At 50.4% G+C, this 19,824-nt stretch carries 17 protein-coding genes; 9 read left to right on the plus strand and 8 right to left on the minus strand.

Features of this window, described 5'->3' with window-relative positions; genetic code table 11:
* Positions 1-2: 2 nt before the first annotated feature.
* Positions 3-461 (minus strand): hypothetical protein, encoded by a 459-nt coding sequence (locus EPV75_RS00770; RefSeq protein ID WP_128384147.1) that lies wholly within the window; start codon positions 459-461, stop codon positions 3-5.
* Between the two features lie 139 nt (positions 462-600).
* Between EPV75_RS00770 and EPV75_RS00775 the strand changes: the two genes are divergently transcribed.
* Positions 601-1,119, plus strand: coding sequence for an adenine phosphoribosyltransferase (locus EPV75_RS00775; protein ID WP_029939369.1), 519 nt, complete (start codon positions 601-603; stop codon positions 1,117-1,119).
* Positions 1,120-1,236: 117 nt separating this feature from the next.
* Here EPV75_RS00775 and argH read toward each other — a convergent pair whose 3' ends face one another.
* Both argH and EPV75_RS00785 read right to left on the minus strand, forming a co-directional pair.
* A complete protein-coding gene (argH, locus tag EPV75_RS00780; protein ID WP_128384148.1) occupies positions 1,237-2,625 on the minus strand; it encodes an argininosuccinate lyase in 1,389 nt (462 codons plus the stop codon).
* A gap of 207 nt (positions 2,626-2,832) precedes the next feature.
* Positions 2,833-3,363 (minus strand): thioredoxin family protein, encoded by a 531-nt coding sequence (locus EPV75_RS00785; RefSeq protein WP_225972349.1) that lies wholly within the window; start codon positions 3,361-3,363, stop codon positions 2,833-2,835.
* 178 nt (positions 3,364-3,541) lie between these two features.
* Here EPV75_RS00785 and hemC point away from each other — a divergent pair, with 178 nt between their 5' ends.
* From hemC to EPV75_RS00805, 4 genes are read left to right on the plus strand one after another with little or no spacing between them, the layout of a single operon-like run.
* Positions 3,542-4,471 carry a hydroxymethylbilane synthase gene (gene hemC / locus EPV75_RS00790; protein WP_127120332.1) on the plus strand — a complete coding sequence of 310 codons (930 nt, stop codon included), beginning with the start codon at positions 3,542-3,544 and terminating at the stop codon, positions 4,469-4,471.
* Positions 4,458-5,264 (plus strand): uroporphyrinogen-III synthase, encoded by an 807-nt coding sequence (locus EPV75_RS00795; RefSeq protein WP_128384149.1) that lies wholly within the window; start codon positions 4,458-4,460, stop codon positions 5,262-5,264. Before hemC ends, EPV75_RS00795 begins: the two co-directional genes overlap by 14 nt.
* Positions 5,265-5,291: 27 nt before the next feature.
* Entirely contained in the window at positions 5,292-6,680 is a 1,389-nt protein-coding gene (locus EPV75_RS00800; protein ID WP_128384150.1) for a hypothetical protein, read from the plus strand.
* A gap of 3 nt (positions 6,681-6,683) precedes the next feature.
* Entirely contained in the window at positions 6,684-7,862 is a 1,179-nt protein-coding gene (locus EPV75_RS00805) for a heme biosynthesis HemY N-terminal domain-containing protein (RefSeq protein ID WP_225972350.1), read from the plus strand.
* On the opposite strand, the gene EPV75_RS00810 is transcribed toward EPV75_RS00805, so the two are convergent.
* Positions 7,863-9,146, minus strand: coding sequence for a GGDEF domain-containing protein (locus EPV75_RS00810; RefSeq protein WP_128384151.1), 1,284 nt, complete (start codon positions 9,144-9,146; stop codon positions 7,863-7,865).
* 121 nt (positions 9,147-9,267) lie between these two features.
* Between EPV75_RS00810 and EPV75_RS00815 the strand changes: the two genes are divergently transcribed.
* The 3 genes from EPV75_RS00815 to EPV75_RS00825 all read left to right on the plus strand — a co-directional run bounded on the left by EPV75_RS00815 (position 9,268) and on the right by EPV75_RS00825 (position 13,778).
* The gene (locus tag EPV75_RS00815) at positions 9,268-11,589 is read left to right on the plus strand and encodes a fatty acid cis/trans isomerase (RefSeq protein WP_192894008.1); all 2,322 of its coding nucleotides are present in this window, start codon (positions 9,268-9,270) and stop codon (positions 11,587-11,589) included.
* A gap of 14 nt (positions 11,590-11,603) precedes the next feature.
* Positions 11,604-13,481 (plus strand): hypothetical protein, encoded by a 1,878-nt coding sequence (locus EPV75_RS00820; RefSeq protein WP_128384153.1) that lies wholly within the window; start codon positions 11,604-11,606, stop codon positions 13,479-13,481.
* Between the two features lie 87 nt (positions 13,482-13,568).
* Positions 13,569-13,778 (plus strand): YjfB family protein, encoded by a 210-nt coding sequence (locus EPV75_RS00825; RefSeq protein ID WP_128384154.1) that lies wholly within the window; start codon positions 13,569-13,571, stop codon positions 13,776-13,778.
* 77 nt (positions 13,779-13,855) lie between these two features.
* Here EPV75_RS00825 and EPV75_RS00830 read toward each other — a convergent pair whose 3' ends face one another.
* The 4 genes from EPV75_RS00830 to pta form a co-directional block, all read right to left on the minus strand.
* Entirely contained in the window at positions 13,856-14,812 is a 957-nt protein-coding gene (locus tag EPV75_RS00830; RefSeq protein WP_128384155.1) for an HlyD family secretion protein, read from the minus strand.
* On the minus strand, positions 14,812-15,174 hold the full coding sequence (locus tag EPV75_RS00835) for a DUF3302 domain-containing protein (protein WP_029939380.1): 363 nt from the start codon (positions 15,172-15,174) through the stop codon (positions 14,812-14,814). The genes EPV75_RS00830 and EPV75_RS00835 overlap by 1 nt, the downstream gene beginning before the upstream one ends.
* A 144-nt stretch (positions 15,175-15,318) precedes the next feature.
* Complete coding sequence (locus EPV75_RS00840) at positions 15,319-16,458, minus strand: acetate/propionate family kinase (RefSeq protein WP_128384156.1); 1,140 nt, start codon at positions 16,456-16,458, stop codon at positions 15,319-15,321.
* A gap of 10 nt (positions 16,459-16,468) precedes the next feature.
* Positions 16,469-18,556 (minus strand): phosphate acetyltransferase, encoded by a 2,088-nt coding sequence (gene pta, locus EPV75_RS00845; RefSeq protein WP_029939382.1) that lies wholly within the window; start codon positions 18,554-18,556, stop codon positions 16,469-16,471.
* A 105-nt stretch (positions 18,557-18,661) separates the two neighbouring features.
* Between pta and hemW the strand changes: the two genes are divergently transcribed.
* Positions 18,662-19,807: a radical SAM family heme chaperone HemW gene (gene hemW, locus EPV75_RS00850; RefSeq protein WP_225972351.1), complete on the plus strand. Its 1,146-nt coding sequence runs from the start codon at positions 18,662-18,664 to the stop codon at positions 19,805-19,807.
* The last annotated feature ends 17 nt before the right edge of the window (positions 19,808-19,824 follow it).

Raw genomic sequence — 19,824 nt, forward strand, 5'->3', positions numbered from 1 at the left:
CATCAAAGGTCGGTGTCGGATGTTGCTTTCGGCTTGTCGCCGGTTTTGAATAAAGCGCTGTTCTCTTTTAAATCCGCCGTCAGACGTTTCAACCATTGATTCAAGACCGGCATTTCGTGATGGGTGATTTCCAACACATCCGCCAAACGGTAAGACGATAATGGATAACCGGCACTCATACAGGCCGCTTTAATCAAAAATAAGCGCTCTTCCTGGCGAAATTCCGAGTTGGGAATGAAGTAGGTGCATTTCGCCAATAAAGTCGCTTTGAGGATGGGTTCCCAGTAGCTGGACGGGACTTTTTTGCGTTGCAGTAATTCTTTATCCGGTTCATTGGTTTGCAGAGCCATCAAGAGTTCGCCCAATGAATAGGTGCCCATGAAGTCCAGCGCAATGTCGCGGGCATGGGGCGGCAACTCATGAAGCAAGGCTTGCTCGAATTCGTTTTCGATTAAAGGCATGGAAAAAGTCTTGTATAATGCAAAAAGTTCAAATCAATAAGCCTATTTTACCAATTCACAACTCGGTAAGATAACTTTAAAAAATAACGTCAAATCAAGCCGAATAGACTGAAAACCAACCTACTGAAGACAGGTCATTATGAGCCAGCACCCTCTTGCACAATACTTAGATGCCGTGCCCGATTTCCCGAAGCAGGGTATCTTGTTTCAAGATATTTCACCGTTGTTGAAAACCCATTTCAAGGAAACCATCGACGCCATGTCCGGCCTTTTTACCGAAGCGGAATGGGCCGAAGTCGATTATCTGGTCGGCATCGAATCCCGCGGGTTTATTTTCGCCTCCGCGCTGGCCTACAAGCACGATAAAGGTTTTATCAAAGTGCGCAAGCCGGGCAAATTGCCGAATGTGCATTCTTCAATGGAGTACGGTTTGGAATACGGCTCCGATAAGCTGGAAATGCAAAAAGGCGATGGCAAAAAAGTGTTTTTATTCGATGACCTGGTCGCGACCGGCGGCTCTTTGCAAGCCACGATGAAACTATGTGAAAAAGTCGGCTATGAAGTGATCGGCATCGGTTGTCTGGTGGACTTGAAAGCCCTGAACAGCTTCGAATACAACGGTATGAAAGCCCGCTCATTGATTCAGTTTGACGACTGACGTTCCTCTATTTCAAGCCATTCTAAATATGAAAAACGCCCAGGCCTGGGCGTTTTTTTGTATGGGACGAAAAGACGTGAAAAGCCGCGACGTGAAAAACCGCTATGGGTGGGCGCATTAGAGTTCGGATTTGGCGCGTGCAATCGCCGCCTTAACCTGTTCCGGTGCCGTGCCGCCCAAATGGCTTCGAGCCGACACCGATCCTTCCAACGTCAATACCTCAAAGACATCATCCGTGATGCTGCCGTGGAAGCCTTGCAAGGTTTCCAGCGACATTTCCGATAAATCCTGCCCGGTTTTCAAACCATGCGCCACGGCCAGCCCGACCACTTCGTGCGCATCGCGGAACGGCAACCCTTTATTGACCAGATAATCCGCCAAATCGGTGGCGGTTGAGAAGCCGCGTTTGGCCGCCTTATAGGTCACGTCACGATTGACGATAATGGCCGGCACCATGTCGGCAAACGCTCGCAAGCTGCCGCGTACGGTATCGACGGTGTCGAACAAGGGTTCCTTATCTTCCTGATTGTCCTTGTTGTACGCCAGCGGTTGGGACTTCATCAGCGTCAGCAAGCTGATCAGGTGGCCGTAAACGCGACCGGTTTTGCCGCGCACCAGCTCCGGTACATCCGGGTTCTTCTTTTGCGGCATGATGGACGAACCGGTACAGAAACGGTCCGGCAAATCGATGAAATTGAATTGCGCAGACGACCACAGCACTAGTTCTTCCGAAAAGCGCGATAAATGCATGAGGAAGGTGGCGGCAAAAGCCGTGAACTCGATGGCGAAATCGCGGTCGGAGACACCGTCCAAGGAATTTTGCGAAATCCGTTCGAAGCCCAGCAATTCGGCGGTCATCTCGCGGTCAATCGGGTAGGTGGTGCCGGCCAGTGCCGCGGAGCCCAGCGGCATGGTGTTGACGCGCTTGCGGCAGTCTTCCAAACGTTCGACGTCGCGCTTGACCATTTCAAACCAAGCCATCATATGGTGGCCGAAAGTGACCGGCTGGGCGGTTTGCAAGTGGGTAAAGCCCGGCATAATGGTGTCGGCTTCTTTTTCCGCCAGAGACAGGATGCCGTGTTGTAAACGCGTCATTTCCGGCAGAATGGCGTCAATCTCGTCTCGGATATAAAGGCGGATGTCGGTGGCGACCTGGTCGTTGCGGGAACGGCCGGTGTGCAATTTCTTACCGGTGATGCCGATCAGGTCGGTCAAACGCGCCTCGATATTCATGTGAATGTCTTCTTGCTTGATCGACCATTCCATTTTGCCGCTTTCGATGTCGGCCTGAACCTGTCCGAGTCCCTGGATAATGTCTTCCCGCTCCTGTTCGGTCAGCAGGCCGACTTTGCATAACATGGTGGCATGAGCAATCGACCCTTGGATGTCCTGACGGTACATGCGTTTGTCGAATTGAATCGAGGCGGTGAACTCTTCGACGAAGGCGTCGGTGGCTTCACTGAAACGGGCACTGGACAGTTTTTCTTGGTTGTGTTGATTGCTCATAGTCTTTTCTTTGTGATATGCGTTTTAAAGGTTCAAATCTCTGAATGTATTTGGCGCCTATTATAAAGATTTCTGAACGCACTTGCGGCACTCAATTTGCCTCACGACGGTCGCTGCCTCTCGTGGTGTGGAGGCGCCCACCGATTTTGCGCGTTTTCGGCGGCTTGGCGGGTGGTATCAGAAGGGCCGAATAGGTCGCTAAAGCGGCTATTGTCCGGGCATGGCGTCCAGGCGTAACGGGTTACCCATCTTTTCATAGGCCTGATTCAGATGTTTATGAATCAAGGTGGTGTAGAGTTCGATATTGGCAATGCCGACGATGTTCGCGGCTACTTTTTGCCCCTGACCGTCAATGAAAATCACCGTCGGCGTCAGGTCGGCCTTGTAACGACGTGCCAGTTCATCTTTGCGAATCGGTTGGCCGTTCATGTCGGGGATCGGTTGGTGTTCGTCGATGCTCAAATAGCGCATGAACACCACTTTGCCGTCATAATCACCGCCCAAGGCCATGGGGTCGAGCACTTCTTCGCGCAGGATGTGGCAGAATTCACACCATTCGGCCCCGACGGTCAGCATAATCGGCAGATTGCGTTCCCGTGCCTCAGCGGCCAGCTCTTGCAGGTTGGTCAGTTCTTTCAGCTTCGAATTCGCGGCGTAACCGGAGGCATTGGCCGCTTTATCGCAGCCGGCCAGAAACAGAATGGCCGTCAGCGCTGTGGCCAGTAATTTCAAATTCAAATTGCTTCTCCTTCCTCGCCAAAGCCAGGCATTTACTCAGACCTCCATTTTATCGAAAAAACGGCCGTCATTTTGAGTAAAATGGGGAACAATCATGCACAAACACAGACTGTTTTCAGGGAAATTAATCGATTGAAAACGTTGTGCGACCATTCATATTCAATTTTCGGAAGGATCCATGAAGAAAACCCTCAGAATCGCAACGCGAAAAAGCCCGCTGGCCATGTGGCAGGCCGAATTTGTCAAAGCCGAACTCGAAAAGGCGCATCCCGGATTGACCGTGGAATTGCTGCCGATGTCGACCAAGGGCGACAAGATTCTCGACGTGCCGTTGGCGAAAATCGGCGGGAAAGGGCTGTTCACCAAGGAACTGGAAGATCGCATGATTGCGGGGGAAGCCGATATCGCCGTGCATTCGATGAAAGACGTGCCGATGGAATTGCCGGAAGGGTTTGCGTTGGGCGCCATTTTGGAGCGTCACGAACCGACCGATGCCTTTGTGTCCAATCATTATGAACGTTTTGACGATTTACCGCAGGGTGCGGTTTTGGGGACGTCCAGCCTGCGTCGCAAAGCGCAGTTGATGGCCGCTCGTCCCGATTTGGTGGTCAAGGATTTGCGCGGCAATGTCGGCACGCGTCTGGGCAAGTTGGATGCCGGTGAATACGATGCCATCGTTTTGGCCACTTCGGGTTTGAAACGTTTGGAACTGGATGAGCGAATTCGTCACGAATTGGCGCCGGAAACCTGTTTGCCGGCCGTGTCGCAAGGCACCTTGGGCATTGAATATTTTGAAAAAGAGGACGATGTTTTGGCCTTGATTCAAGTGCTGAATCATCGTGACACCGAAATCCGCACCCGTGCGGAACGGGCCATGAACCACCGTTTGGAAGGTGGGTGTCAGGTGCCGATCGGTGTGTACGCCGAGTTGGAAGGCGACGAGATTTATTTGCGCGGCCTAGTCGGTGCGTTGGACGGTTCCGAAATTATTCGAGCCGAAGCTACCGGGCCGCAAACCGATCCGGAAACCTTGGGTGTCGGCGTGGCGGAAGATTTGCTGGCACAAGGCGCCGGCGCCATCTTGCAAGAAGTGTATGGTCAAGCCTGATGCGTTGACGCTGCTCAACACCCGGCCTCAGCACCAAGCGGCGCATTTGACGCGTTTGGCGGAACATGCCGGGGTTGAGGTGCTGGCGTGCCCGACCATCGAAATCGAACCGCAAGCTCTTCCTGAGTCCGCGGCCACCTGTTTTAAGCGGTTTGATAAAATCGTATTTGTCAGCCGCAATGCGGTGTCGGTGTTGCAGCAATTGTTTCAAGCGAAAGGCTTGGCGTCGCCGCCGTTTGGCGAATCGGCGCAGTGTTTCGCCATCGGTCAGGCCACGCAACAGGCGTTGCAGGCACAAGGTTGGCCGTTAGCCTCTCTGGACATCAAGCGGTTTGTCAGCGAGGACTTACTGGCCACCGAAGCGTTACAGGATTTGCAGGGGCAACGTTGCCTTATCGTGAAAGGCGAAGGCGGCCGTCCGACATTGAAGGCCGGTTTGGAGAACGCCGGAGCGGATGTTGAAGAATGGTTGATTTATCGTCGTCGCCCGGCCGCATTTTGTGCCCAGGCCTGGTCGAAATTTCAATCGGTCGCGCATCCGGTCGTGCTGGCCAGCAGTTTGCAGGCCTGGTCGAATTTAGTGGCGATGGTCACGGAAACCGAGACCGATTCCCGGGAAACGCATCCGAAAAACGCCCAGGCCTGGTTGTTTTTACAAGATATTATTGTGTTCAGTGAGCGTATTGAAAGTGCGATTCGTGAACAAGGTTGGCGGGGTCGAATTTTTGTGGTGCCCCAACAAAGTGATGACGGCGTACTGAGCGCGCTGAAACAGATCTCAATGCAGAGTTAATGCGGCAAAGCCGTAAAAGGATACGATATGGTAACGTCTGAAGAACCGATTACCCCAAAAGCCGATCAGCGCGTGATTGACGGGGAAGTGGTGAACGGTGGTCACGCCAAATCCGAACAGAAAAATCGCCAAACCTCGTCCGATGACGACAAGCCTTTGAAAGCCAAACGCGATTGGTCTGGCTGGTGGCCGCAAACCTTCATGCAGAAAATGGCGTTATTACTCGTGCTGCTGTTGGTTGGCATCATCACCTATCTGGCGATGAAAACCAATCAGCAGGACTGGCAGATTGAAAAAATCAATCAATTGCAAAGCGAAGTCGGCCAGTTGAAAACCGAAACCAAAACCCTCAAAAGCAGTCAGAACGAATTGAAAGAGGCGTTGACCGCGAAACTGGCTTCACCGGAAAATCAACCGGCCATCAGTCAAGCGGATGTCGACGCGGTGAAAACCGAATTGGAAACCTTTAAGACCAATGTGCAGGACAAGTTGTCCGAGGTAACCGAGCAGTTAAAAGGCATGTCGCAGCAGGCTGGTGAGGCCACCCAAAAGCTGGGCGAAGCCGTCAAGCCGTCACCGGAGTTTCAGGCCAAGGCCGAAGCCTTGGGCGATGAAATGAAAAACCAATTGCAGCAAATGGGGCAACAGTTGTCCGAACTGTTCGATTTCAAACAAGAACAGCAAGAACGTAACGAATGGCAAAAACAACAGGATTCCAAGCTGGAAAACGCCACGGAAACGGCGGCTTCGGCGGTGGAACCGTTGTCGGCGCAGCAAATTCGTCAGTGGGCGTTGGAGGTCAATACTCAATGGCTGTTGACTGGCAATGTCGCGCAAACCCGTCACCACTTGCTGGCGTTGGAAAAAGCGGTTGGCGCCAGTGCCATGGACGGCAAAAACGATTTCATCCGTCGTATCGGTCAGGATTTGGCGCGCATTGATGCCAGACCTCCCCAGTCAAGTGCGGATGCCCAGCCGGTGATGGAGGCACTTCGTGAGCAGATTCGAAACCTGCCGCCCGCGAAAAAGGTTTCACATGAAACACCGATCGAAACACCGGGCACAACGGCTGAAACCTCCGAAACGGCCACCGATTCGGCTTGGCAGAAGTTGCAGACCAAACTGGAAGCCTTGTTTTCGGTGCGCAAACGTGAATCGGCGGAACAGCTGACGCAAGTGGAAAGTCTGATGATGCATGATGTGTTGATTCAGCGTGGATTGCTGTTGGCTGACCGTGTGCAATGGGCGCTGGATTCGGAGTCGAAACCGCTGTTGGATAAAGCGATTCAAGCGCTTAACGACTTTATGGCCGCGCATTTTCCGGAACAGGCCGAGTCGGTGAAAACGACCTTGGCGCCGTTGCAGCAAATCGATTTTGAGCCGAGACAACCACTGGACATTGCGGAAGGGGCATAACCGATGATTTCACGGATTTTGAAATGGTCGATTTTTCTGGTCATTGCCACCGGTTTGACCGCTTTGGCGTTGAACGACAACGGCCAAGTGTCGATGGTGTGGCACGATTGGGTCATCGAAACCAGTCTGACATTCGCTTTGGCGGCCGCCGTCATTGGGTTCAGTGCTTTGTATCTTCTGATGCGCTTGGTCATCAATCTGTGGCATTTTCCGGCCTATTGGCGTAATCGCCGTCAACTGAAGCGTTACAGTAAAGCCGAAAGTTCCATGGCAAAAGGGATGATTGCCTTGGAGTACGGTGATTGGCAGTTGGCGGAAAAACAGTTGGTTAAAATGGCCAAGCATTCCGATTCCGGTTTGGTGCATTATCTGACCGCCGCCAAAATGGCGCATAACCAGCAGGCGTTCAGTCGTCGAGATCAATACCTGGCCGAAGCGCGACAACGTTTCCCGACAGACAGTGTCACCATTGGTTTGGTGGAGGCACGTTTGTTAATGGATTCGGAACCGGATGTGTCGTTGGTGATTTTGAACGAATTGCATCAACAAAGCCCTAAAAACAAGACGATTCTGGCCGAGTACGCGCATTTGTTGGTGAAGCAGGAATATTGGTCGCGCCTGGAAGAGATTCTTGGCGAGGTCAAGCGGTTCAGAGCCCTCGATAAAGCGGAAATTCAGTCCCTGGAAGTGCAACTGCTGGCCGGTAAGGTTGCCCGTGCGGAAAACCCGGAGGCCTTGGAACAACTTTGGCAATCGCTTTCCGGGCGTCAGCAACTGAAACCGGCGATTTTGGCGGAGTTTGTGGAACAGCGCATGGGTTGGGGCAAAGAACAAGGGCTGGCGGAACTCATCGCCAAAAGTCTGTCCAAACAATGGGATGACCGATTGGCCTATCAATATGGCCGCATTGAATTGGGTCCGGCGTATGAACGTCTGAAAAAAGCCGAGAAATGGTTGTCGAACCAACCCGATAATCCGGTTTTATTGCTGACGCTGGGCCGTTTGGCCTGTATGAGCCAGTTGTGGGGGCAAGCGCGGCATTATTTCCAGGAAAGCCTGAAGTTACAGCCGGAATTGGAAACTTTCCACGCACTGGCTAAATGTTATGAGTCGGAAGGGCTGGAAACCCAGGCGGCGTTGACGTATAAAGAAGCCATTCTGCAATTGGAAAAGAAAGGCTGATTAAGCCGTTTCGGAATCGGATGATGCCGGTTTTTCCGGGGTTTCTTCGGCTTCGGTTTGATGCATCCGTTCAATGGCCAACGCCGTCAATTCCTTGATGTTTTGGGTATCGTAATTGTAGGTGGCGTAACCGATTTGCACGTCGAACTTATACCTATCCTCACCGTCTTCGCGGTCCTGTGCGAAGCGCTTCCGCAATACTTGTGACATGACCGGCACTTCTTGTTCGGTCATTTCCGGCATGATAATCAAAAATAAACGTTCGCCGATGCGAAATGGCATGTCAATATTTCGGGTATGTTCATTGATGGTTTCGGCAAATAGATGGATTTGTTCAGCGGTATCGGGGTTTTTTTCGGCTTGCTTGGACTCGACTTTGAGTAGTTTGATGACTAAGATCGAAAAAGGTCGATGATAGCGATCGGAACGGTACACCTCAAATTGCAAGGCTTCCTTGAAACGATCCTGATGGAAAAAGCCGCTTTGGTGTTCCGTGACCATTAAGGCGTCCAGTTTGACGTAAATGGATTTGAGAGTCTGGATGTTCTCGGTAATCAATTGATCAATCAAGTCAATCTCGGCGATTTCCTGCTCTTTGCGCTCCCAGAGGATATCGTCTTCTTCCAGCCGGATATGGTGCATGCGTTCACTGAGGTCTCGTATCGGTTGGATAAAGTCTTTTTCCAGTGCCCGAGTCATCATATAGACGCCGATGATAAAGAAACTCACCATGAAAATAATGAAAAAAGCCCATAAGGTTCCGAAGGTCAGCAGAGGGCTGGTCAATGGAAGCTGGAACAGTAGGGTGCCCATGTAACGGCCTTGTGTCGCCAAAATGTTGCAGGTGTCGCAGCCGGGTTGGAAATAAACCGGCAGTCCGCCATTCACTTCGGCCGATAGAATATCCAGTTGGTGCGTCAATTGGTTGGCCTGCTTGGCCGCCTTGAGGTTTTGTTGTTGGGTGTCCGTTAATGCCAAGGGGGTGTTACGAATGTCGGAAGCCGGAATGAAGTTAAAGTCGTTTTGCAGGTTTTTGCGCTGTATTTGGGCTAAAATGATGTCGGCTTGCTCGACCGGATTCTCGGCGGCGGCCAAACCGGAGAAGGTTTGCTGTAACCGATCCGGCAAGTTCGAAACGGTTTTGTGGTAAACGACCGCGACAAAAGTGCCGCTGACCAGCGTTGTGATGGTCAAAGAGGCCAATAAGGCGAAGATCGAGACCCACATGAACTTTTTGAATGCGAAGACCCGAAAACCCACGGGGTGCGTCTTGCGTTGGTTCATAGACTCATTCCTATATGCTTGATATTTCTATCCTACGCTCTTATATGGGAGCACTCAAGATTTAATTGAGCGATTATTTAAGCAATATAACGAATGAACGATGCCAATCAGACGGATAAAAATGGACATGTTTAACGCTTACATCATACGCCTCGCCATCGCCCTAATTGCGGCGGTTCTCGCTTTGCCTGCCAGTGCACAAACCAGTACGCCAGTGCAAATACAATCGGACCTCCCGGATTATGACGTGGTTAAACCGATTCTCGAAAAACGCTGCATTGTGTGCCATGGTTGTTACGATGCGCCTTGCCAGCTTAAGTTGTCTTCTTACACCGGTACGGCACGGGGAGGCAGCAAGGAAAAAGTGTATGACGGCGAACGCATTACCGCAGCCCAGCCCTCCCGACTGTTCATGGACGCGCAAACCATTCAGGAGTGGCGCGAAAAAGGGTTCTATTCACTGATTACCCAGCAGCAGGACGGCGAACCGTCGGTGCTTTATCGGATGCTACAGCTGAAAGACGAGCACCCGCAACCGGTGACCGGGCGTTTGCCGAGTAGCTATACTTTGGGCTTGAATCGTGAAGACGTTTGCCCGAAAGCCGATGAATTCGATGACTTCGCCTTGAATCACCCGAATTGGGGCATGCCGTATGCCATGCCGAATTTGCCGCGTGATGAATATCTGACGTTGCTGAACTGGGCCAAATACGGCGCGCCGGGAACCTTGGAAAATTTGGATTCGGTGGAACTGTCCGAGCAAGCCAGTTTCTATGAAAAGTATCTCAATATCGATACCTTCAAACACCGTTTGATGGCACGCTATATTTACGAACACCTGTTTTTGGCGCATTTACACTTCGCCGATAATTCACCGCGCACCTTTTACCAGTTGGTGCGTTCCAAAACCCCGCCGGGGGTGCCGATTGAAGTGATTCACACCACGCGCCCGTATGATGACCCGGGCGTGGACCGGGTGTATTACCGGTTGCGTGCAGTCAAATCAAGTATCGTCGACAAAGACCATCTGGTGTATCACGTCGATGGCGATACTTACAAAAAGTACCAGGCCTGGTTTATTTTCCCGGATTATCAAATCAAAAAATTGCCTGGCTACGACCCGAAAACTTCGGCCAACCCGTTTAAAACTTTTGCCGACATGCCGGCAGACGGTCGATATCGTTTCCTGCTCGATCAGGCACAATTCATTATCGAAGGCTTTATTAAAGGGCCGGTGTGTCGTGGGCAAGTGGCTCTCAACGTGATTGAAGAACAATTCTGGGTGATGTTTTTCGACCCGGATGTGGATGTCGTCAGCAACGATACCGAATTTCTCGCCCAGCAAGCCGGTAATCTGGCTTTGCCTTCCGCCGAAGGTGTGGAAACCTTCCGAATGCTGGCCACGGCCACCACGTATCAAAACAAACAGCGTCTCTATCTGGATGCCAAACAGAAACTGTTGCACTCCAAGAAAGAACGGAAGATCAAGCACGGGTTCAATATGATTTGGGACGGCGACGGTCATAACCGTAATGCGTTGTTGACCGTTTTCCGGAATCAGGATTCCGCCACGGTATTGAAAGGCTTCCACGGCAAAGTGCCGAAAACCGCCTGGGTGATTGATTACCCGTTGCTGGAACGTATCCAGTATTTGCTGGTGTCCGGTTTTGATGTCTACGGCAATGTCGGCCATCAGCTGAATACCCGGCTTTACATGGATTTTCTGCGTATGGAAGGGGAAAACAATTTCCTGAGCTTCCTGCCGGAAGACACTCGTGAAAAGCTGCGCAACTACTGGTATCGCAAAACCTCGGAAGAAAGCATTAAAACCGATTTAACACCGACGAAAACCGGCATTGATTATGTGACAAAACACCCGAAACAGGAATTTTTCGATCGTGTGGTGCAGTTGGAGCAGTTCCGTGATGTGTTGAATTCCGATCCGATTAATCGTCCGAAAATGCCGTTCAAAGACGGTGACCCGGATGCCCGAATCCAGAATTTCCTGCAGCAGCTGGCTGACTTGAAAGGCGAGAAAATCGAAGGGTGGCCGGAAGTGTCGTTCCTCAGGGTGACACGATACAACGGTGACGAATCTTGGTACACACTGTTTCTGAATCGCGGTTATTACAATGTGTCGTCCCTGCTGTTCGACAAATACAATCGGGCGCCGAAGGAGAATTCGGTCACGGTGGTGGAAGGTCTGCAGACCAGTTATCCGGGGATGTTTTTCGATTTGGGCGAGCAGGACGTGAATGTTTTCCTGGCGCTGGCGTCCCGCGTGAAGGACAAGTCGCAGTTGCAACGCTGGGTGAAAGCGTATGGCGTGCGCCGTACCGCACCGGCGTTTTGGGATTTCTCCGACGACTTGCTGTTTTATCAACAGAAAGCGGAACCGGTGACTTGGGGCATTTTCGATTTGAACCGTTATCTGAATGATTAAAGTGTTTTAATTCAATGAATACAAAAATTCAATATTTTAAAGATTTTTGGGATGATTTTATGCACTCTTCAAATAGTATTGAAAGAGAGCTTATTCATTCAATTAACTATAGTCCAAGGGTTTTGGTTAAAGAATTCATTGAAGAAATAGATCGTAATTCGCTATCAAATCAAAAAAATAAACGATTTTTTATTGATAGTTTTAATGCTTTTGCTGAGATAGATGTGCAAGCAGTAAAAAATTTATCACCAATTATCACTTTAATCCAACGTCAATTTTCAAATAAACAAAATTATGGTTACTTAATCCATCTTTTAAATTTATTAGTAGCAGATTTATCTGACTTTAAATTGGCTAGGGACTCTATTAAAGAGCTAGCTAAAATACTTACTGACGAGCAATATGCATTAGACAAAGAAAGAGTTAAAAATTTAACAAAACTGATTATTAACGAGTTAATTTATAAAGGCTATTCTTCAACTGGTATCCAAAAAATAATTCATTCTATATTTAAAGGATATCGAGTTTTGGATGCTGGTGCTTTGATAACAGACTTTCCTCATGGATTTGAACTTCCAGATACTGATACAAATAGTCATAAATATAAAGAATACTGCAAGGACGTTACCACCTATATTGATAACTTAACTGATAAACAAAGAATTTTAGTTATTGAGAAGTACTTTGATATTGAATCGGAAAAGCGAAAATTTATTTTTCAAATAAAAGGGTTTAAAGGTGAAGGTATCAATTTTTCATTAGGTGATGTTCAGTTTTATGACCCTTTTAGAGTAAACCTAATAAAAAGTTTGTCTTTAGATTCTCGAGATGATGAAACCTTTGGAGCTAAGGAAGAGCAATATTTCGATAATCACTATTACTGTAATGCAGCAGTATCCGTTGATTTCATTGATTATGAATTTGCTAAAGTTAAAGCTATTGAAAAACTTGAGCAAGTAATCGACCTGCTTACTTCGCGTTATTCATCTTATAAAGTTCCCGTTTCAATTAATACCGAGGAATATTACATAATAGATGATGAAGGTAATGATATCGGTTCGGGTTTTTCTAACTTTGAGTTTCAAGAATGGTCTGATTCTATTGAGTTAAACAATAAGCATGAACATATAGAACTATCGCAATACTTGTTAAACAATCTGTCGAATAAAGAGCTTTTAGTTATAGACAAAAAAATTATCAAGTCAATGCATTGGAATAGAAAAGCGATTGAGTCTAAAGGGCTAAATGAAAAATTATTATGGCATTGGGTGGCATTGGAGAATGTTTTTGAGTTAAAAGGTGAAAGCAGTACAGTTGATTCTATATTGAATATTGTTCCAAAGTTGATGGCTAAAAGACAGTTGTATCGTTTTGCTTGGATGCATTTTTATAAATTTGAAGAAAGTTGTTATAAAAGGAATGTTGATATACCCAGAAAGTTAAAATCGGATATAGGGTTTAATAGGCAAAAAGGTACGAAAATTTTTTTAGGCGATTTTATTAAGAGAATCGATGAGCTTAAAGAGTGTATAGAGCCAGGAACATTGCTAGATGACCAAATGACTTGGCTATCAAAAATATTTCAAAGTAAAAGTGAATGCTTAGAATTGCTTGAAGATTTAGAAAAAATTGCTTATGAAAAGTTACTTTATGTTTATCGAGCTAGAAATAAAGTTGTTCATAATGCTTATGTTGAGACATCAGCAGTAACGAGTTTTTATACAAGATTTATTGGGATTACTACAACTTCTGTTATTAATACGTTTTTGAAAACTAGAAAAGAACAGCAGATTCACACTCTTTCAGAAGCAGTTTTTAATATTAATTATGAATATGATAAGTTAAAGTTAGATTTAAAAAAGAAAGGGACTGGTATCCTTTTAAAAAAATAAAATTATTTAATTTTAGTGCCATAGCTCAAGTTTCATTTTGTTTAGCCGATAACGTTTTTGAACCCATCTATTTTCAAGGAGGCTCGAATGGATGTTTCGGCCAACGGCGCGGTGAACGCGGCGATGCAACAGCAACAGGTTTACGCTCAGCAGGAAGCGCAGATTTCCATGTTGAAGAAAGCGATGGACGTACAAACCCAGGGCGCACTGTCCTTGATTGAATCTTTGCCGACTCCGGCGCCATCCACGCAAGGACTGCCGCCAAATCTAGGCAATAATATCAATGTGACCGCCTGATTCAGATCACGAATTGCCCAAACAAAAAAACCGCCAGGACTGGCGGTTTTTTATTTTCGGGCATTTAAAAACGTCCGTCAGTCAATCGGGAAAATGTAGTTCATCCAAGACGCCATGCGTAACAGCACTTTCCGGATAATGGACAAGTCCTCGAATTTATCCGAGTAAACCGCCGCTTGAGCGTAAGAACCGCCAGGTAGCTGATCGCGGTATTCCGCAAACGCCGGGTCGGTGATTTTCAGTTTGACCGGCACCATGCCGCTGATACGATTGTTATCCGTCAACAAGACACCATTGGGTTGCATCTGGCCTTCCGCCATATAAGGTTGGACCCCGAAGACTTTGGCCTTGAAGACACGGCCGGGAATGGCATCAAACGCGACTTCGGCCTCGAAGCCGGGCTTCACGCGCATCAGGTTGTTTTGTCGGAACCAACCGACGAATAAATCCTGCTGCTGGGTAATGAATACCATCACCGGTCGCAGCGGAATCGGCACCGCAATCATGCCCGGTTTCAGGAAAAGCTGTGTCACGGAACCATCGGTCGGTGCGCGGACAATGGTTTGATCCAAGTCGAACTCAGACTTGGCCAGTTCGGCCTGCAAGGCATCCACCCGTGACTGGGTCTGGTCGACGTCCAATTGGCGGCCCAGGTTTTTACGCATCATTTCCTGATAACGTCCCAGGTTCTTTTTCGCTTCCTTCAGTCTGGCCGTGAGTTCATCCACTTTGTCCTGGAAGGGCTTTGGGTCGATTTTAAACAAAACATCCCCGGCTTTGAGCGGTGTGTTCGGCTCGACCGGCACGTCAATGACACGGCCTCTCACTGTCGGCGAGATGGGCGTGGCGTAAAAATATTCCCGAGCTTGGCTGGAATAAGGATGGCTGTAGTTCATAACACCGTAAATGCCGCCCAGCAAAAAGGCACCACCGAGTGCGGCGGTCGGCACCGTCCATTTGTTGACGGGCACTCTGAAAAGCTTGAAAAGTACGATGCAAATCGCGGTATAGGTCAGGATGAGTAACATGTCCATCAGTCTTGACCTCCGTTGGCGGTGTCGCCTTTCAGGCTACGCACTTCATTTTGCAAGGCGCTGAGTTCAGATTGCAGTTGCGCCAGGCTGGCTTCGTTCGGATTGGAAGCGGGTGTGTTGGACTGAAAGCCCCAGCCGCGTTCTTCCCGGTAAGTCATGGCCCAAATCCATAAAAACGGCCAGAGAACATGCAGCATAAACAGGCTCACCCAGCCGGCGGCTTCGATGGCATCCTGGTGCGGGTGGTTGCGTTTTTTTGCGATTTTATAGGGGATGTCGTGAATGGCGATGATGCCGTAAAAAAGTACGACGACCACGAAAAACAGCAGAAACAGTGAAAAATAATTTAAAAACTCGTGCATGAGGTATCCAAAGTGCTTATTTAAAAACGATTACGATTTATGCTTATTTTATACGAAACCGAAAGGCTGAAAAGAAACTTATTATTGAGTTGTTGAGCCGCATGCATTGAGGTGACATGCGGCTGAGCATTTGACCGTATGCATTCAGGTGTCCGACAGCAACGCCAACGTCTGTTGAGCAATTTCTTTTTCCTCATCGGTGGGAATCACCCAGGCCGGAATCCGGCTGGTTGGTCGGGTGATGCAGCTTTCGCCCTGGGCTTTGACATTGGCGACCGGGTCGATTTCAAACCCAAACGCCTTGGAAAAATCATTGACCACGCGGTAGCGGATTTTATCGGCATGTTCGCCGATGCCGCCGGTAAACACGATGGCATCCAAATCGTCCATAATCGCCATGTAACTGCCCGCCACTTTAATCAAACGGTAGATGAAAATCTTCAGCGCCAGCCCGGCGTTTTCGTCACCGGCGTAGGCCATCTGCATCAATTCACGCATATCGTTCTGCCCGGCCAGCCCCAATAAACCACTTTCTTTATTGAGCAGATGGTCGACCTGCTCGGCGCTGTAACCCAGTTCGCGCATCATATACAGCGGAATCGACGGGTCAAGGTCGCCGCAACGCGTGCCCATGACCAGGCCTTCCAGCGGGGTGAAGCCCATGCTGGTGTCCATGCTTTTGCCGTATTGGATGGCGCAGACGCTGGCGCCGTTGCCGAGGTGCATGGAGATGATATTGAGTTGGTTTAACGGCTTGCCGAGCAGAGTCGCCGCGCGTTTGGCAATGTATTGGTGCGAGGTACCGTGGAAGCCGTAGCGGCGAATCAGATGGTCGTCGTAAAGGTGTTTGGGAATGGCGTAGTGGTATACATAGGCCGGCATGCTCTGGTGAAAGGCGGTGTCGAAGACCGCCGTTTGCACCAGGCCTGGGTGTTTTTCGGCCAATAGCCGCATCGGGGCCAGATTGGCGGGGTTGTGCAACGGTGCCAGTTCCGACAACCGGTCGATGGTGTCCATGACCGATTCGGTAACGATGACCGGTTGTTGGAAATCCTCGCCGCCGTGGACCACGCGGTGGCCGACGGCATCGCAGTCGCCAAGATGTTCAATCAGGCCATGCTGTTGCAGTTCGCTTTCCACCTGGCGTAACGCGAATGCCACGTCGCGTTCCGGTGTTTCGCCGATGTGTTCCACCAAGCCGTGCGCGATTTGGTGAGAGTCTTCGCCGTTGAACAGACTGTATTTCATTGAGGAACTGCCGGCATTCAAAACCAATATCTTCATGATGCCGTCCTCATTGGTCGTTGGCTTGTGCCTGAATCGCGGTAATCGCGACGGTGTTGACGATGTCGGCCACACTGCAGCCCCGACTCAAGTCGTTGACCGGTTTGCGCAATCCTTGCAGTACCGGGCCGATAGCGATGGCACCGGAAGCACGTTGCACCGCTTTATAGGTGTTGTTGCCGGTGTTGAGGTCCGGGAAGATGAACACCGTGGCTTGTCCGGCCACGTCGCTGTCGGGCATTTTCTGTCGGGCGACGGTTGGGTCGATGGCGGCATCGTATTGCAAAGGCCCTTCCAGCAGCAGGTCTGGCCGTTTTTGGTGTGCCAGTTGGGCAGCCTGTCGAACCTTTTCGACCTCGGAACCGTGGCCGGATTCGCCGGTGGAATAGGATAACAGCGCCACTTTCGGGTCGATGCCGAAATGCCGTGCGGTTTCGGCCGAGCCGATGGCGATTTCCGCCAGTTGCTCGGCCGTCGGGTTTTGGTTGACGGCACAGTCGCCGTAGACCAGCACACGGGTGTCGAAACACATGAAAAATACGCTGGAGACCAGCGAGGTATCCGGTTGGGTTTTGATGATTTGCAGGGCGGGGCGCACCGTGTCCGCCGTGGTATGGGTGGCGCCGGAGACCATGCCGTCGGCATAGCCGAGATGCACCATCATGGTGGCGAAATAGCTTACATGGGAGATGGAGTCTTTCGCCAAATCCTGGGTCATGCCTTTGTGTTGGCGCATTTCAAACAGTTGGTCGATGAAATGCGATTTCCAGGGACTGGTTTCCGGGTCGATGATTTGCGCGCCTTCCAGGTTCAGGCCGAGTAAATTGGCTTGATAGAGCACTTCGTCCGGGCGCCCGAGCAGAATCGGGTTAACGACCTTGCGCTGTAACAGCACGTCGCAAGCGCGCAGAATGCGTTCGTCGGACGCTTCGGGTAACACGATGGTTTTGAGGCGCTGGCGTGCTGTTTCGAACAGGCGGTATTCGAACATAATGGGGGTGGTGATGTCGCGGCTGTGGTCGCTGGCGCGTTGCAGGATGCGTTCCATCAGGCCGTCGCGGTCGACATGACGGTCGAACAACCCGAGCGCTAAATGGGTTTTGCGGCTGTTGTTGGCGTTGAGTTTGGCGCGTACGCGGCCCACGTCCATCGCCGACGGATAGGTGTCGGTTTGAACGGAGACAATGGGCAGGTCACGTCCTTCGAAATTGATGATTAGGTCCTGAATCACCGGCTTGGGCACCAGACCGCCGGTGAGCAGGATGCCGGCGATATTGGGCATGTTGCGTGCAAACAGGCTCATGACGGACGCGATGAGAATGTCGCTGCGATCGCCCGGCACCACAATCAAATCGCCTTCATTGACGCGCGGCAGATAGTTCTCGATGGTCATGGCCGCGACAATGGGCGCTTTTACCAAGCGGTTCCAGCCTTGTTTTTTGGGCGTCAGAAATTCGCCGTGTAAGGCGTCGGCGACTTCTTTGATGGTCGGGGTGTTGAGGTCGTCCAGTTCCGGCAGGTAAAACACCGGCAGGCCTGGGTGTTTTTTGAAGTCTTCACTGTCGTCGTGTAAGGCCGGTGCCATGCGGTTGACGAAGAATGCAAACGGGTCGTGGTCGGCACTGGCGTGCAATTCCATCTCGATTTCGGTTTCGATCTCGGAGCGGGTTTTGTCCTGTCCGTTCAGCACCGGCACGTAAGGGCTGTTGAAGTGCTTCGCCAATGCCAAGTTGATGTCGAACTCGATACCGCTGGCGTGGCGGGTCATCTCCATGCCGTGCACCAGCACAAAATCGTATTCCTGTTGCAGGGTCTGGTATTGCGCCACCAGTTGTTCGAAGAGTTCGTGCTTGTGGCCGTCGCTGAGTTTTTGGGTCGCTTCCGCCAAGGTGAGCCCGGTCATTTGCGCCATCGGAATGTCGAGTTGGAAGAAGTCGTGGATAAAACGGCTGTCCGGGTCGTCTGCCTCGCTGACCAGCGGGCGGAAAAAAGCGATTTTTTCAAACCGTTGTCGCAGCAGCGACATCAAACCGAGTGAGACCAGCAAACTGCCAGCGTGACGTTCGCGAGGGGCAATGAAGAGACTGTTGGGTTCCATCACAGTGACCATTTAAATAAGGTGGTTGAATTACATGCAAGCTTAACACTTGCGTATGTAATTTCCATTAAAATAATGGTTTTCCATCGACAGGCGCCGATTATTTTGCAGTTCACCCAACCCGTTCCGCTCAGTTTGTATGTGCATTACCCCTGGTGCATCCAAAAATGCCCTTATTGCGATTTCAATTCGCATACGTTGGGCGCAGACCAAGAAGCCGTTTATCTCGACGCGCTGATTCAACAATTGGAACAGACCCTGCCGATGGTCTGGGGACGACCGATTCAGTCGATTTTCTTTGGCGGCGGCACGCCGAGCTTGATGTCCGAAGCCGGGTTGGACAGTTTCTTGTCTCGCGCCAGAGCCTTGTTGGGGTTTCAACCGGACATTGAAATCACCTTGGAAGCGAACCCCGGCACGGTCGATTTTGAAAAATTCGCCGGGTTTCGCCAGGCCGGCGTGAACCGTTTGTCGATGGGCATTCAAAGTTTTGACGACGAAAAGCTACACGCCCTGGGGCGGATTCATTCGGCCGACGAAGCCTATCGCGCCGTGGAAGCGGCCAAAAGCGCCGGGTTCGACAACTTCAATCTCGATTTGATGTTTGCCCTGCCGAATCAAAATCTGGAGCAGGCTTTGCACGATGTCGACACCGCCATTGAGTTGCGTCCGCCGCATTTATCGCATTATCAGCTCACGCTGGAACCCAACACCCCGTTTTATAAGCAACCGCCGGAATTGCCGGAAGACGACCAGGCCTGGGAGATGCAGCTGGCTTGCCAGCAACGTTTGGCGGAGGCCGGCTATCATCATTATGAAGTGTCGGCCTATGCGCAAAACGGCCAGGCCTGCCGCCACAACCTGAATTACTGGCAATTCGGTGATTACATCGGGCTAGGCGCGGGCGCGCACGGCAAAATCACCGACCCGCCGCAAGGGGTGATTTGGCGCACCCAAATGCCGGCTTCGCCGGGCGGCTATATGAACATGATAGCCGAGGGCAAGCGCGGACGGCTGGAAAAGGTGGGTGACAGCGATGCTGTGTTTGAGTTCATGCTCAATGCCATGCGTTTGCAGGATGGCTTCGAGTTAAGTTTGTTTACTTTGCGTACCGGCCTGCCATTGCATACAATTGAGCCCATCTTGCAGGATTTGGCGGACAAAGGCTGGTTGACGCTTGACGGCGAAACGGTGTGTCTGACCCGCACCGGCCAAACCTATTTAAACGACGTGTTGCAGGCATTTTTATAACGCCGCCCAGGTTGTAA

This window comes from Hydrogenovibrio thermophilus (assembly GCF_004028275.1).
Lineage (GTDB): Bacteria > Pseudomonadota > Gammaproteobacteria > Thiomicrospirales > Thiomicrospiraceae > Hydrogenovibrio > Hydrogenovibrio thermophilus.